This is a genomic window from Streptomyces sp. NPDC051567 (assembly GCF_044454165.1).
Taxonomy (GTDB): domain Bacteria; phylum Actinomycetota; class Actinomycetes; order Streptomycetales; family Streptomycetaceae; genus Streptomyces.
In genome coordinates, this window is sequence record NZ_JBITDK010000030.1 from 23,468 (window position 1) to 38,152 (window position 14,685).

Below are 14,685 nucleotides of genomic sequence, written 5' to 3' on the forward strand. Positions count from 1 at the left end.
ACCTCAAGCCCCCTTGGCCGCGGTACGGACCAGGACGAGGCCGCCGTTCGGACCGGGGACCGCACCCTTGATGAGGAGCAGACCCTTCTCCGCGTCAACCGCGTGGATGGTCAGGTTCTGGGTGGTGACGCGCTCGTTGCCCATACGACCGGCCATGCGCATGCCCTTGAAGACACGCCCAGGGGTGGCGCAGCCACCGATCGAACCGGGGGAGCGGTGCTTGCGCTGCACACCGTGACCGGCGCCGAGGCCCCGGAAGTTGTGCCGCTTCATGACACCGGCGAAGCCCTTGCCCTTGCTGTTGCCCGTGACGTCAACCTTGACGCCGGACTCGAACACCTCAGCAGTGATCTCCTGGCCGAGCGTGTACTCGCTGGCGTCGGAGGTGCGGAGCTCCACCAGGTGGCGGCGGGGGGTGACGTCGGCCTTGGCGAAGTGGCCCTTGAGGGGCTTGTTCACCTTGCGAGGGTCGATCTCGCCGAAGGCGATCTGGACCGACTCGTAGCCGTCGATGTCGTTCGTACGGACCTGGGTAACGACGCAGGGTCCGGCCTTGACCACGGTGACCGGGACGACACGGTTGTTCTCGTCCCAGACCTGGGTCATGCCGAGCTTCTCGCCCAGGACGCCCTTGATCTGCTTTGCCATCTTCTCGACGCCTCTCAGAGCTTGATCTCGATGTCAACGCCGGCCGGAAGGTCCAGGCGCATCAGCGAGTCAACGGTCTTGGGCGTCGGGTCGAGGATGTCGATCAGGCGCTTGTGCGTGCGCATCTCGAAGTGCTCGCGCGAGTCCTTGTACTTGTGCGGCGACTTGATGACGCAGTACACGTTCTTCTCAGTGGGCAGCGGCACCGGGCCCGCGACCGACGCACCAGTGCGCGTCACCGTCTCGACGATCTTCTTCGCCGAGGAGTCGATGACCTCGTGGTCGTAGGCCTTGAGCCGGATGCGGATCTTCTGTCCCGCCATGGCTACTCCGTAGTCCTGTCTCTATGTGGAAACGCTCTGGCTCCCGGTCGGCCGCGGAACTGGTCCGCCGCCTCTCCTCCGACCCACGCGGTCGGGCGTGTCGCACTCCCTCTACAGAAAATTCCCATACGGAAATTCCCTCTCCAAGGGGGTGCGGTCCCAAGACCGCGGTTCGGGGGAGAAACACCCACCGAGCGCCTGGTGTGCGCCGTGCTGACACTTCCCAGAAGATTCCCGTACGTCCGCTCTCATTGCTGCCCCGAGGGGCAGATTAAGGGCGACGAGTACTGTGGGACTCGCTTCCGGTCCTCCCGGCGGGAGGCGCGCAGCATCGGCACTCAACCGAGCAACTTGATTAGTCTGCCACACGAGGCACGTACTGCGCCAATCGGGCCGATGAGAATACCCCGCCGCGCGGAGAGGTCAAACTGCGCGGCGCGACGGGGTCCGGCCCGGAGGGCAGCGGCCGGCCGGGCCGGAGTGGCTCGGACACCTCGCCCGGGGCCCGCGTCGGCACCGGCTCCGCCCCGCCCGCCCTCTGGGGCTGCGGAGGGGCCCCTGGAAGGCCCCGCAGCCCCCGGGCCGGGGGGCAACGACAAAGGGCCCTCTCCCACCGCCGGAGCGGTGGGAGAGGGCCCTTCTGTCCAACATGGTGCCCGCTCGCGCGAGCTACCAGGTCAGCGCACGAAATTACTTCGTGATGCTGATGACCTGGCCGGCGCCGACGGTACGACCACCCTCACGGATGGCGAACTTGAGGCCCTCCTCCATGGCGACCGGCTGGATCAGCTCGACCGTCATCTCGGTGTTGTCGCCCGGCATGACCATCTCCGTGCCGGCCGGCAGGGTGACGACACCCGTGACGTCCGTGGTACGGAAGTAGAACTGCGGGCGGTAGTTGTTGAAGAACGGGGTGTGACGGCCACCCTCGTCCTTCGACAGGATGTAGGCCTGGGCCTCGAACTGGGTGTGCGGCGTGACCGAACCCGGCTTGATGATGACCTGGCCGCGCTCGACGTCCTCGCGCTTGATGCCGCGGAGGAGCAGACCGACGTTCTCGCCGGCCTGGCCCTCGTCGAGCAGCTTGCGGAACATCTCGATGCCGGTGACCGTGGTGGTGGTCTTCTCCTGCTTGATACCGATGATGTCGACGGTCTCGTTGACCTTCAGGACACCACGCTCGATACGGCCGGTGACGACGGTACCGCGACCGGTGATCGTGAAGACGTCCTCGACGGGCATGAGGAACGGCTTCTCGGTGTCACGCGGCGGGGTCGGGATCGCCTCGTCGACGGCGTCCATCAGGCCGAGGAGCTTGTCGCCCCACTCCTTGTCGCCCTCGAGCGCCTTCAGCGCGGAGACGCGGACGACCGGCAGGTCGTCGCCCGGGAACTCGTACTCGGAGAGGAGCTCACGAACCTCGAGCTCGACGAGCTCCAGGATCTCCTCGTCGTCCACCATGTCGGCCTTGTTCAGGGCGACGACGATGTACGGGACACCGACCTGGCGGGCCAGGAGCACGTGCTCCTTGGTCTGCGGCATCGGGCCGTCGGTGGCGGCGACCACGAGGATGGCACCGTCCATCTGCGCCGCACCGGTGATCATGTTCTTGATGTAGTCCGCGTGACCCGGGCAGTCGACGTGGGCGTAGTGACGCGCCTCAGTCTGGTACTCGACATGCGCGATCGAGATGGTGATACCGCGCTGGCGCTCCTCAGGAGCCTTGTCGATCTGATCGAAGGCCGAGGCCGCGTTCAGAGTCGGGTACTTGTCGTGCAGCACCTTGGTAATGGCGGCCGTAAGGGTCGTCTTACCGTGGTCAATGTGACCGATGGTGCCGATGTTGACGTGCGGCTTAGTCCGCTCGAACTTCGCCTTCGCCACGGGGGTCCTCCTGGAGAGTGGTTCTGTACGCCTTGCTCATCGGCGCCAGGTGATCTTTGCTGGATAGCCGGTTCCCCCGGGGCAACGGGAGTTTTGTTCCTGTTGCCCCAGAGGCTCCGGTGACAAGCCTAAAGCGTGAACTCGGAAGAGTTACTCGCCCTTGGCCTTCGCGATGATCTCCTCAGCGACGTTCCGGGGAACCTCGGCGTAGGAGTCGAACTGCATCGAGTAGCTGGCGCGACCCGAGGTCTTGCTGCGGAGGTCTCCGACGTAGCCGAACATCTCCGAAAGCGGCACGAGGCCCTTCACGACGCGGGCGCCGTGACGCTCCTCCATGGCCTGGATCTGGCCACGGCGGGAGTTGATGTCGCCGATGACGTCACCCATGTAGTCCTCGGGCGTGGTGACCTCGACGGCCATCATCGGCTCAAGGAGCACGGGAGAAGCCTTGCGCGCGGCCTCCTTGAAGGCCTGCGAACCGGCGATCTTGAAGGCGAGCTCCGAGGAGTCCACCTCGTGGTAGCCACCGTCGAGAAGAATGACGCGGACGCCGGTCATCTCGTAGCCGGCCAGGATGCCGAACTGCATGGCCTCCTGCGCACCCGCGTCGACCGAGGGGATGTACTCCCTCGGGATGCGGCCACCGGTGACCTTGTTCACGAACTCGTACGCCGGGCCGTCGGGCTCGGTGATGGGCTCGATCGCGATCTGCACCTTGGCGAACTGACCGGTACCACCGGTCTGCTTCTTGTGCGTGTAGTCGTGACGCTCGACGGTCTTGCGGATCGTCTCGCGGTACGCGACCTGCGGCTTGCCGACGTTGGCCTCGACCTTGAACTCGCGCTTCATACGGTCGACCAGCACCTCGAGGTGCAGCTCGCCCATACCGCCGAGGATGGTCTGGCCGGTCTCCTCGTCCGAGTGAACGTGGAAGGAGGGGTCCTCCTCCGCGAGACGCTGGATGGCTACACCCAGCTTCTCCTGGTCACCCTTGGACTTGGGCTCGATGGCGACCTGGATGACCGGAGCCGGGAAGTCCATGGACTCCAGGATCACGGGTGCCTTGTCGTCACACAGCGTCTCACCGGTGGTGGTCTGCTTCAGGCCCATGACGGCGACGATGTCGCCGGCGCCCACCGCGTCGATCTCCTCACGCTTGTTCGCGTGCATGCGGTAGATCTTGCCGATGCGCTCCTTCTTGCCCTTGACGGAGTTCAGCACCGCAGTGCCGGCCTCCAGGCGGCCCGAGTAAACCCGGACGAAGGTGAGCTTGCCGAGGTGCGGGTCGCTCATGATCTTGAACGCCAGCGCCGCGAGGGGCTCGTCGTCGGAAGGCCTGCGCCTCACGACGAGCTCCGCGTCCTTGACGTCGTGGCCTTCGATGGCCTCGATGTCCAGGGGCGACGGGAGGTAGCGGACGACCGCGTCGAGCAGGGGCTGGACGCCCTTGTTCTTGAAGGCCGTGCCACAGAACACCGCGGTGATCGTGGCGCCGTCGCCCTTGCCCGAACCGATGATGATCCGGCGGACGGCGGCGTGCAGCTGCTCGACGGTGGGCTCGATGCCCTCCAGGAACAGCTCCATGAGCTGGTCGTCGTTCTCGGCGACCGTCTCGACCAGCTTGGCGCGCCACTCTTCAGCGGCCTCGGTGTGCGTGGCCGGGATGTCGACGATGTCGTACATCTCGCCCTTGGTCGCCTCGGCGGACCAGACGAACGCCTTCATGGTGACCAGGTCGACAACGCCCTGGAAGTCCATCTCGGCGCCGATGGGGAGCTGCATGACGATCGGGACCGCGCCGAGGCGGGACTCGATCATGTCGACACAGCGGTGGAACTCGGCACCGGTACGGTCGAGCTTGTTGACGAAGCAGATGCGCGGCACGCCGTAGCGGTCCGCCTGACGCCAGACAGTCTCGGACTGCGGCTCCACACCGGCGACACCGTCGAACACGGTGACGGCACCGTCGAGGACGCGGAGCGAACGCTCCACCTCGACGGTGAAGTCCACGTGACCCGGGGTGTCGATGATGTTGATGGTGTGGTCGACGTCCTCGAGCGGCCAGTGGCAGGTCGTCGCGGCGGACGTGATCGTGATGCCGCGCTCCTGCTCCTGCTCCATCCAGTCCATCGTGGCTGCGCCGTCGTGGACTTCACCGATCTTGTAAGACACACCGGTGTAGAACAGGATGCGCTCGGTGGTGGTCGTCTTGCCCGCGTCGATGTGGGCCATGATCCCGATGTTGCGGACCTTGGCCAGGTCAAGCGAAGTGGTAGCCATAAGGCTTCGGTCTTCTCTCGGTCTCGATGTGGGGTGGGACTACCAGCGGTAGTGCGCGAAGGCCTTGTTGGACTCGGCCATCTTGTGGGTGTCCTCGCGCTTCTTGACGGCAGCGCCAAGACCGTTGGAGGCGTCGAGCAGCTCGTTCATGAGGCGCTCGGTCATGGTCTTCTCACGACGGGCGCGGGAGTAACCCACGAGCCAGCGGAGCGCCAGGGTCGACTGGCGACCCGGCTTGACCTCGACGGGGACCTGGTAGGTCGCGCCACCGACACGGCGGGACTTGACCTCCAGCGACGGCTTGACGTTCTCCAGCGCGCGCTTCAGCGTGATGACCGGGTCGTTGCCGGTCTTCTCGCGGAGGCCTTCCATGGCGCCGTAGACGATGCGCTCGGCGGTGGAGCGCTTGCCGTTCAGGAGGATCTTGTTGATGAGCGACGTCACCAGAGGAGATGCGTAGACCGGGTCGATGATGACCGGGCGCTTCGGGGCGGGGCCCTTACGAGGCATTCTTACTTCTCCTTCTTGGCGCCGTAGCGGCTGCGGGCCTGCTTGCGGTTCTTGACAGCCTGGGTGTCAAGCGCACCGCGGATGATCTTGTAACGAACACCCGGCAGGTCCTTCACACGGCCACCACGCACGAGCACGATCGAGTGCTCCTGCAGGTTGTGTCCCTCACCCGGAATGTAAGCGGTGACCTCGATGCCGGAGGTCAGACGCACACGCGCGACCTTACGCAGCGCCGAGTTCGGCTTCTTCGGGGTGGTCGTGAACACACGCGTGCAGACGCCGCGACGCTGGGGCGAAGCCTCAAGCGCGGGGGTCTTAGTCTTCTCGACCTTGTCCTGCCGGCCCTTACGGACCAGCTGCTGGATCGTAGGCACTACTTCTCCGGTTTCTGTGTGCCGTGTAGTGAAGCTAACCTGGAACTTTGCCGACCCACGCGGTCGGGTGTGTCGCATCCTGCGGACCTCCGCGCAAGCACGGAAACGCATGGATGACGGTGGCTCTTGCGACTCGCGTGCGGTTGATGGACACGCACGGGAGCCCAGGCACACCCCAGGCACAAGGTCTGAGCGTACCTACCTCATCCACTCCGGTCAAAACAAAGGCCGGCCACCCTAGCCCGCGGACGGCCACGACCCGTACCCCGCACGGCCCGCGGCGCCGGCGGGACCCGTCACGGACGACCGGGCAGCGCTTACACTGCCCAGCGGTTCGGCGAGATCAGCACCACCAGCAGGGAGCGGGACATTGAGCACGGTCACCCCGGAGCCGACGCCGTCGGCGTCCCCGCCCCCCGGAACCGGCCGGGAACCCGCCCCGTCCCGCCACGGGGCCTCCCGGCTCCCCCGGCCGTACGGGCCCCTGCTCGCCTTCCTGCTGACCTCGGCGGCCTTCTGCTCGGCCTGGGCCCTGCGGGGCACCTTCCCCTTCGGGAACACCGGCCGGGCCCTCAACGACCAGGCCAACCAGTACGTGCCCTTCCACCAGGCGCTGTGGGACCTCGTCCACGGCCAGGCCGCCGGCGACCTGCTCTTCACCTGGCGCGGCGGCTTCGGACAGCAGTTCCTGTCCGACTACTACACGTACCTGGGCAACCCCTTCTCGTGGCTGGCCGTCCTCGTCCCGCGCGCCCACGTCGACCTCGCCGTCTTCGTGATCACCCCGGTGACGATGGGCACCGCCGCCGCCGTGATGGCGGTGTACCTGGGCAAGCTCCACCCCGGCCCCTGGTGGCAGCGCGGTGTCCTCGGCGCCTGTTACGGGCTGTGCGGATGGGCGCTCAGCGACGCCTCGTACATCCCGATGTGGCTCTGGGGGCTGGTGGCGCTCCCGATGCTCGGGATCGCCGTCGAGTGGTGCCTGGAGGGGCGCCGCTGGCCGGGTGTGGCCGCGCTGGTGGCGCTCGCCTGGTTCGGGAACTTCTACACCGCGATGATGGCCACGATGGCCGCCTGCGTCCTGCTGGCCGTCCGGCTGGTGCTGCGCGACCTGACCGGCCGGCAGCGGATGCTGGCGGTGTGGCGGGCCGCGACCGCCGCCGCGACCGGCATCCTGCTCACCCTGCCCCTGCTGCTGCCCTCGTTCCTGTCCAGCGGCGCCGCCCAGCCCACCGGGGCCGCCGCCTTCACCCCGGTGCGGACCGAGATCTTCCTCGCTGGCCTGCTCCCGGCCACCCACCTGTGGGGCGGCCGTCCCCGGCTGTACGTGGCCTCGCTCGCCCTGATCCTGGCCGGGGCCTTCCTCCTCAACAGCCGGATCGCGGGGAGGACCCGGCTGGTGTGGACCGCCGCGACGGTGCTCGTCGCCGCCTCCTTCCAGTTCCCGCCCACCCAGTACCTGTGGCACGGGCTGGCCGTGCCCAACGGCAACCCGTACCGCGAGACCTTCGTCCTCAGCGCGATGCTCGTCGTCCTGGCCTGGCTGTCGCTGGCCCACCGGCCGCGCCCGCTCCACCTCGCGCTCGCCGCCGCCCTGCTGGTCGTGGCCGCCTTCGCGCTGCGCCGCACGGACGACTTCGGCGGCTGGACCTGGCCCGCCGTGCTCGGCGGCGGGGCGCTCTCGCTGCTGGCCCTGACCCTGCTCGCGCTGGGTGAGCGGCGCCGCGTCCTGGTCCCGGTCGCCGCCGTGCTGATGGCCGGGGTCGTCCTCGCCGAGTCCACCGCCGCCGCCGCGAACGCGGACGCCCGCCGGGCCCGGGAGCGCTGGGCGAAGCCCGTCCCGACCTCCAGCCAGTCGATCACGCACCACTTCGACGCCGTCCGGGAGGTGGACGGCTGGCCCGCCTACCGGACCGACTCCGGCGCGCCGCAGACCTCGTACAACGACGCCCTGGCCCTGCGGGCGGAGGGTCCGCAGTACTACAGCAGCTACCTGCCGGCCACCACCTACCAGGCGCTGGAGCCGCTGGGCTACGGCTACAAGAACGACGGGCGGACCTTCTTCGGCGCCGACAACCCGGTGCTCGACGCGATCTTCTCGATCGGCGCGCGGGTACGCCCGGGCGCCACGAAGGACAGCTGGACGGGCTCGACGTTCCCCGCTCCCCCGCTGGTCACCGTCCGGGACGGGGCGTACACCTCGCCCAACCCGGCGGGCAGCGTCTACGCCCACCAGGAGAACGTCCTGGGCGCCACCGTCTACGAGGTTCCCCGGGTCACGCGCGGCGGCGGGGCCGGGGAGCAGACGTACACGGCCCGGTGCGTGCCGGGCTCCGAGTCCTACTGGTTCTCCCCCGGGATCTACGGGACCCTGCGCGCGGGCGGCGCCGAGCACCGGCTGGAGGACCGGATGTCGGGCGTGCTCCGGCTCGGCCCGGTGCCCGCCTCGGGCCGGGTCGAGGTGGACGTGAGCACCCGGACCGCGGACGCGGACGCCGGGGAGCACCCGATCGGCTGTCTGGACCGCGCCGGGCTGGACACGGCCGTGCGCCACCTCACCGCCACCGGGGCCACCGGGGTCTCGGTGGGCGGCCACACCATCGAGGCCACGCTGGCACCCGGGGCCACCGGGACCGCCGTCGTCGCCATGACGAACGTCCCCGGCTGGCGGTGCGCGACGGGCCCGGGGGCGTCCGGTCCGGCGACCGCCCCCGGCGGCTTCCACGGCCTGGTCGCCCTGGAGCTGACCCCGGGCACCGACCGGATCTCCTGCGCCTTCACCCCGAGGGGCCTCCTCCCGGGCCTGGCCGGAGCCGCCCTCGCCCTCCTGACCCTCCTCCTGGTCCCCCTCACCCCCCACCTGCGCCGCCGCCGCAAACCCCGGTCGGCCTGAAAGGCGGGGGCGCCGTCGCTCTCAGCAGTGGTTCGCTCACCACGGGTTCCCGCGTTCCGGGGCCACGCGGACCCGGTTGTCAGTACATTGACCGCCGTGACGACCGGGGGGACCGCATGGCTCTGGAACACCTCCCGGGCGACGGAGGGCTGGACGACCGGGTCCCCTTCCTGGCCCGGCTGGAGAACGAGGACGGCACGGCATTACGGGCGCTCGGCCGCGAACTGTCCTTCGCGCCCCGGGACACCCTCATCCACCAGCACGAACCCTCCTCGCACATCCTGTTGATCCTGCGAGGCTGGACCAAGGTCACCGCCTCCGCGGCCAACGGCTACGAGGCCCTGCTCGCCCTGCGCGGGCCCGGCGACATCATCGGCGAGTCCGCCGGGCTGACCGGGCGCCCGCGTGCCGCCACAGTGACCGCGCTCGAACCGGTCCTCGCCGTGGCCGTGGAGCTGGAGCGCTTCCGGGAGTTCCTGGGCCGCTGTCCCGCCGTCATGTTCCAGTTGCTCGCCCTCACCTCCGACCGGAGCCGGGCCGGCGACCGGCGTCGGCTGGAGTTCGCGTCGCTGAGCGTGCGCGAGCGGCTCGCGGTCCTGCTGCTGGACCTCGCCCGGACCCACGGCCGGCGGACCGAGGAGGGCATGGAGATCGCCGTCGCGCTCAGCAAGCAGGAACTCGCCGGAGCCGTGAGCGCCTCGCGCGAGATGGTGCAGCGCCAGCTCAAAGAGTTCCGTGAGCGCGGGATCGTCAGTACGGGCCGCCGCGCGCTGGTGATCGTACGGCCGGACGTGCTGCGGCGGATCGCGCGTTCGCAGCCCCCGCCCGCCGGGTTCTGACCTCTTTCCTCCCTCCCGGCTCCGCCCGCCCGGCCCGTCGCGTCCCTCGCGTCGCGCCTTCTGTGCACACCGTCACACTCCGGGTGCGTCATCCGCCCTCACGGCGGTGCGCCCAGCTGCCGCAATCTCTCTTCCAGCAGGGATTCCCGACGAGAGGCGATCATGACCGACCCACTGTCCCGCACCTTGTTCCTGGTCGACACGGAGCGATTCAGCGACCGTGACGACGTCCAGCAGGGGTACCTGCGCCGGATGCTGTACGGCATCGTCGACCGGACCCTGCTGGCCGCCGGGGTCGACCAGACGTCACGGCTGCGCGCCGACCGGGGCGACGCGATCATGGAGCTGATCGATCCGCGGGTCCCGCTCACCACCCTCCTGCGGGCCCTGATCACCGAGGTACCCGCCGAGCTCCACGCGGTGAACCGGATGGCGGCGAGCACGGCACAGATCCGGCTGCGGGCGGTGCTCTCCGTCGGGTACGTGGCGATCGACGAGTACGACGGCTGGGTCGGTACCGACCTCAACCAGGCGTGCCGGCTCCTGGACGGCGAGCCCCTGCGGGCCGCGCTGCGCGAGCGTACGGACGACTACGCGCTCTGCGTCTCGGAGCCGGTCTACACGGGCATCGTCCGCCACGGCCACCGGGGCATCCCGGCCGGGAAGTTCGCCGAGATCACCGTGGACAGCAAGAACGGGCCGCTGCGGGCCTGGCTGTACGGGGACCTGCCGTCGGGTCCCACGGTGCCGGGGCCGGGCGGCGTTCCGGAACCGGCGACCGGACCGACGGCCGCTGGACCGGCGGCTGCGGCCCTCGCCCCGGAACCCGACGCGGCCCCCGCCTCCCCGGCCGGTGTCCGGTTTCACGGGGTCAACCACGGCATCGTGGCCGGAGGCATCCACGGCGGCGTCACCTTCGGCGCACCCGCACCCGCACCCGCACCCCGGGGACCCGGTGAGCCCGCGTGAGCACCGAAGCCGCCGGGCCGGAGCAGTCCGTACCGGCCACGGGCGACTCCACGGCGGAGCAGCTCCAGGGCGGAAAGGAGGCGGACGCCCCGAAGGAACGGGCCCAGGAGGCCTGGGACACCCGGCGCGACCTGGACGCCCACGCCCCGGATTCGATGCGGTTCGACGGCGTCAACCACGGCGCCGTCGCCGACCTGATCGTCGGCGACGTCGTCATGGGCGGCAAGACCGAGGTCCACTACCAGTTCGGGGGCTTCGGCACCGCCCACACCTCCGGCGAGATCCCGCGGGCGACCCTGGACCGGCTGGCCGGCACCTTCGTCGCGGACGGGACCCCCTTCGAGGCCTTGCTGGAACGGCTGCGCGAGGAACGGGTCCTCGTCCTGACCGGAACCCCGTTCACCGGCCGCCGCACGGCGGCCCTGATGCTGCTGCACCGCCTGGGCGCCACCCCGGTCCACGCACTGGACCGGGAGACCTCCCCCGGGGAGCTGGGCCGGATGTTCACCGCATCCGGCGAGGCCCGCGGTCATCTGCTCTGCGATCTGGCGACCGACCGTGACCAGCCGCTGCGCGAGGCCCAGCTGCTGGCCCTGCGCGGCCGGATGCGGGAGCACGACGGCTACCTGGTGATCACCACCGGCCACAGCCCGTACATCGAGACCGACATCCGCACCGCCTCCTGGTCGCCGCCCGCGGCCCGGGCCGTCCTGTCGGCCCGGCTGCACCGGCAGGCCGGGCCCGAGGCCGCCGGACGGCTGCTGGCGCTGCCCGCGGTCGCCGGGTTCCTCGCCCGTGACCACCAGGTGCGGGAGGCCGCCGGGTACGCGGCCGTCCTCATCCGGCACGCCCAGGACGACGGGGACCCGTCCCGGATCGAGCGGTACTCCCTGTCCCGGCTGGAGAGCCAGATCCAGGAGTGGTTCTCGGAGGCCGAGACCACCCTGCACCTGCGGGAGAAGGCGTTCCTGATCGCGCTGGCCGCCTTCGACGGCGGGCCGTACGCGCTGACCGCCGAGCTCAGCGACCTCCTCTACACGGAGCTGCGGCGCACGGGCGACCCCCAGCAGCAGACCCCGATCCCGGTCTTCGGCACCCACATCGGCAGGCGGCTCCAGGTGGCCAGGGCCATCACGCGTCAGGCGAGCGAGGAGACCGAGTGGGGTCCGGTCACCCAGGTGACGGCCTCGTTCCTGGACGACCGGACCCCGCTGGTGCTGCTGCGCGAGGTGTGGACCGGGCACCCGTCCGCCCGGCCCGCGCTGGTCAACTGGCTCGACCGGCTCGCCCTGGACGGCCGACCGCTGGTGCGGACCCGGGCCGCCGCCACCGTGGCCGTCCTCGCCTACACCGATCTGCCGTCCGCGATGGCCCTGGTGATCGAGGTCTGGGCGACGTCCCGGCGGGTCCGCCGGCGCACCACGGCCGTCACCGCGCTCACCCTCGCCCACCGGATCGGCGCCCCGAACATCCCCCGGATCATCGACGACTGGAGCACCGGTTCCGGGGAACCGGAGCGTTGCTGGGTCGCGGTCCGGGCCCAGGGGCTCATCGGCTCCGAACGCCCGGAACAAGCCCTGGCCGCCCTGCGGTCCCAGGCCCGCAGCCAGAGCGTCAGGAGCGGTGAGGACGGCAGGAGCGACACGGCCGACTCGCTGGTGGCCAAGGAGCTCCCGGTCTCCGTCGGCCTGCTGCTGCTCTCCCCCAGGGCCGACGAGGTCCTCGCCGAGCTGCTGCGCACCCTGCACGACCACCGGTCGTCCCTGGAACTGGCCGTCGGAGGCTTCCTGGCCGCCTGCCGCCGCAACGACGACGACGAGGGCGGCCGGGAACGGCCGCTGGTCCTGGAGTGGTACGCCCGGTCCGGGCGGACCCGGACCCCGGCCGCGTCCGGCATCGCCCTGCTGCTGCGCACCGCCCTCGCCGACCGCCGGTTCACCGCCGACGCCACCGAGGTGCTGCGCGGCTGGGTGCTCGCGGCCGACCGGGACGAGGACACCGAATGGGCGCTGGCCGCGCTGCTGCCCGCCCTGGTCACCACCGCGCGCGAACGCGACCGGCTGGACTACCTGCTGCGCAAGCCCCAGGGAGACGAGGGCGGCGCGTTCCCGGAGGCCGCAGCCCGGCTGCGCACCGTGCTCCCGCACACCGGACCCGCCTGAAGACCCGTACGCCGTCAAGGAGACCCGTACCCATGGCCCACTTCCTCCGCCCGCCCGACTGGGACCCGCACACCCACCGGCACAGCGAGCTCGTCGACCCGGTGGTCACGGTCCGCCAGTTCGGCCGGTTCGGCCTCACCCGCAAGGCGCCGACCCGGATCGACCACGCGCTCGTCTACGTGACGCCGAAGGGCACGTACGAGGCGTACCCGCCGCCGCACCGGCCGGGCACGGCCCGGCGCTACACCGCCGTGTACGAGGTGGACATGGGCGTCCATCCCGTCGACGTGGCACTGCGGTTGCCGAGCGACAACGACGCCCACGAGTTCGTCGCGACCGCCGGGCTCACCTGGCAGGTCACCGATCCGGCGCAGTACGTACGCAGTGGCTGCCGTGACGTGCCCCGGCTGCTGACCGGCGAACTGGAGCAGGTGTCCCGGCCGGTGACCCGGCACTTCCCGATCGGGTCGAGCGCGGCGGCGGAGGACGCGCTGCTGACGGCCCTGCGGTGCGGCAAGCCGCTGGGCGAGGCGGCGGGGCTGCACACCACCTGGACGGTACGGCTGCGCCGGGACACGGACGGCATCGCGCACGAGCGGCGGCTCCAGGCCATCCACCACGCGGCGCGGGAGGAGATCCTCGTGCAGCGGCGCGGCGCGGAGGTCGACGCGGGCATCGGCGCGCGGGACCTGGAGAACGGGCGCCACCTGCACGAACAGGAGATCCAGCGACAGCGCTGGGAGCGCGAACGGGCGCTGGAGCGGGCCCGGTACGAGCTGGAGCTCCAGCGGTACGAGGCCCAGAAGATCGACTTCTACCAGCGCCACCTGGCCCACGGCGGGGTCCAGGCGTGGGCCCTGCAACTGGCCCGGCGCCCGGAGGACACCGAGCTGGTCCTGAAGGGGATGCGGGACCACGAGCTAGCACTGATCCAGGCCCAGGTGACCCTGGTCCAGAAGCTGCTGGGCTCGGAAGGGGGCGAGGCTCACCAGGTCGAGGGACCCCAGCAGCTGATGCTCCAGATGATCCACGACTTCTTCGCCCAGCGGCTCCCCCGGGCCGCCACCCTGGAGCTGCCGGAACTCCCCGGGTGGCAGCCGCCGCCCGGCTACGGCCTGACCGCCGCCCCTCCGGAGACCACCGGGAGCGAAAAGGGCACGGGTGATCGCGGCGGCCGGAAGAACCCCGGCAGTCCCGGTCCCGGTACACCCGGCGGCCCCGACGGTTCCCGCACCTCCGGCCGTCCCGGCGATTCCGGCGATGATCCCCGGTGACCGTCCCGGCCGGCCACGAAGCCACCCTCCGGCTGCTCGCCGAGCTGCGCGCGGAGATCGCCAGGGCCGACAGCAAGGCCTCGGTACTGGTCGGAGCACTCGGCATGACGGCCGGGCTGGTCAGCGCCCTGCTCGCCGGACAACGCTGGCAGCCGGGTCTGCTCTCCACCGCCGGAACCGCCGTCTGGTACACGGGGGCCGGGGCGCTCGTCGTGGCCCTGCAGTCGCTGCTGCTGGCGGTGCTCCCCCGGTACCGCACCGATGCCTGGCAGTCCGGGACTCCCCTCTCGTACTTCGGGGACATCCGTTCCGCGTACCGGCAGGGACGCCTCGCCGAGGCCCTGGCCGACACCGAGCGCGATCCCGGTACCTCCCTGGTCGCGGCCCTGGCGGAGAACAGCCGGATCGCCGCCCGTAAGCACCAATGGATCAGGACGGGTCTGGCCGCCTTCTGCACCGGCGCCCTGCTGCTGCCCGTCGCCCTGCTCATCGGCTGAGACCGGCCCGGAGGAACCTCGTGAACCCGTCA

General features: G+C 70.4%; 12 protein-coding genes. 6 read left to right on the forward strand and 6 right to left on the reverse strand.

Going from position 1 to position 14,685, the window contains the following annotated elements; translation table 11 throughout:
* Positions 1 to 3 precede the first annotated feature (3 nt).
* The 6 genes from rplC to rpsL form a co-directional block, all read right to left on the reverse strand.
* The gene (gene rplC / locus ACIA5F_RS25950) at positions 4 to 648 is read right to left on the reverse strand and encodes a 50S ribosomal protein L3 (RefSeq protein WP_007265899.1); all 645 of its coding nucleotides are present in this window, start codon (positions 646 to 648) and stop codon (positions 4 to 6) included.
* 14 nt (positions 649 to 662) lie between these two features.
* Entirely contained in the window at positions 663 to 971 is a 309-nt protein-coding gene (gene rpsJ / locus ACIA5F_RS25955; protein WP_003948644.1) for a 30S ribosomal protein S10, read from the reverse strand.
* 690 nt (positions 972 to 1,661) lie between these two features.
* Positions 1,662 to 2,855, reverse strand: coding sequence for an elongation factor Tu (gene tuf / locus ACIA5F_RS25960; RefSeq protein ID WP_399356921.1), 1,194 nt, complete (start codon positions 2,853 to 2,855; stop codon positions 1,662 to 1,664).
* 150 nt (positions 2,856 to 3,005) lie between these two features.
* Positions 3,006 to 5,135, reverse strand: a complete 2,130-nt coding sequence (fusA, locus tag ACIA5F_RS25965) for an elongation factor G (protein ID WP_399356923.1) — start codon at positions 5,133 to 5,135, stop codon at positions 3,006 to 3,008.
* 39 nt (positions 5,136 to 5,174) lie between these two features.
* A complete protein-coding gene (gene rpsG, locus ACIA5F_RS25970; RefSeq protein ID WP_007265894.1) occupies positions 5,175 to 5,645 on the reverse strand; it encodes a 30S ribosomal protein S7 in 471 nt (156 codons plus the stop codon).
* A 2-nt stretch (positions 5,646 to 5,647) separates the two neighbouring features.
* On the reverse strand, positions 5,648 to 6,019 hold the full coding sequence (rpsL, locus tag ACIA5F_RS25975; RefSeq protein ID WP_007265893.1) for a 30S ribosomal protein S12: 372 nt from the start codon (positions 6,017 to 6,019) through the stop codon (positions 5,648 to 5,650).
* A gap of 370 nt (positions 6,020 to 6,389) precedes the next feature.
* On the opposite strand from rpsL, the gene ACIA5F_RS25980 reads away from it, so the two are divergent.
* The 6 genes from ACIA5F_RS25980 to ACIA5F_RS26005 all read left to right on the forward strand — a co-directional run bounded on the left by ACIA5F_RS25980 (position 6,390) and on the right by ACIA5F_RS26005 (position 14,653).
* Positions 6,390 to 8,912 (forward strand): YfhO family protein, encoded by a 2,523-nt coding sequence (locus tag ACIA5F_RS25980; protein ID WP_399356925.1) that lies wholly within the window; start codon positions 6,390 to 6,392, stop codon positions 8,910 to 8,912.
* Positions 8,913 to 9,028: 116 nt separating this feature from the next.
* A complete protein-coding gene (locus ACIA5F_RS25985) occupies positions 9,029 to 9,751 on the forward strand; it encodes a Crp/Fnr family transcriptional regulator (protein WP_399356927.1) in 723 nt (240 codons plus the stop codon).
* A 162-nt stretch (positions 9,752 to 9,913) separates the two neighbouring features.
* Entirely contained in the window at positions 9,914 to 10,720 is an 807-nt protein-coding gene (locus ACIA5F_RS25990; RefSeq protein ID WP_399356929.1) for a hypothetical protein, read from the forward strand.
* Positions 10,717 to 12,882, forward strand: a complete 2,166-nt coding sequence (locus ACIA5F_RS25995) for a hypothetical protein (RefSeq protein WP_399356931.1) — start codon at positions 10,717 to 10,719, stop codon at positions 12,880 to 12,882. Before ACIA5F_RS25990 ends, ACIA5F_RS25995 begins: the two co-directional genes overlap by 4 nt.
* Positions 12,883 to 12,914: 32 nt before the next feature.
* Positions 12,915 to 14,156 carry a hypothetical protein gene (locus ACIA5F_RS26000; protein ID WP_399356933.1) on the forward strand — a complete coding sequence of 414 codons (1,242 nt, stop codon included), beginning with the start codon at positions 12,915 to 12,917 and terminating at the stop codon, positions 14,154 to 14,156.
* Positions 14,153 to 14,653, forward strand: coding sequence for a Pycsar system effector family protein (locus tag ACIA5F_RS26005; protein ID WP_399356935.1), 501 nt, complete (start codon positions 14,153 to 14,155; stop codon positions 14,651 to 14,653). The genes ACIA5F_RS26000 and ACIA5F_RS26005 overlap by 4 nt, the downstream gene beginning before the upstream one ends.
* The last annotated feature ends 32 nt before the right edge of the window (positions 14,654 to 14,685 follow it).

What these genes read in the sequence shown, in the direction of transcription:
- ACIA5F_RS26000 (WP_399356933.1), top strand. Translation starts at nt 12,915, where the DNA reads ATGGCCCACTTCCTCCGCCCGCCCGACTGGGACCCGCACACCCACCGG.
- rplC (WP_007265899.1), bottom strand. Translation starts at nt 648, where the DNA reads ATGGCAAAGCAGATCAAGGGCGTCCTGGGCGAGAAGCTCGGCATGACC.
- ACIA5F_RS25985 (WP_399356927.1), top strand. Translation starts at nt 9,029, where the DNA reads ATGGCTCTGGAACACCTCCCGGGCGACGGAGGGCTGGACGACCGGGTC.
- fusA (WP_399356923.1), bottom strand. Translation starts at nt 5,135, where the DNA reads ATGGCTACCACTTCGCTTGACCTGGCCAAGGTCCGCAACATCGGGATC.
- ACIA5F_RS25990 (WP_399356929.1), top strand. Translation starts at nt 9,914, where the DNA reads ATGACCGACCCACTGTCCCGCACCTTGTTCCTGGTCGACACGGAGCGA.
- rpsG (WP_007265894.1), bottom strand. Translation starts at nt 5,645, where the DNA reads ATGCCTCGTAAGGGCCCCGCCCCGAAGCGCCCGGTCATCATCGACCCG.
- rpsJ (WP_003948644.1), bottom strand. Translation starts at nt 971, where the DNA reads ATGGCGGGACAGAAGATCCGCATCCGGCTCAAGGCCTACGACCACGAG.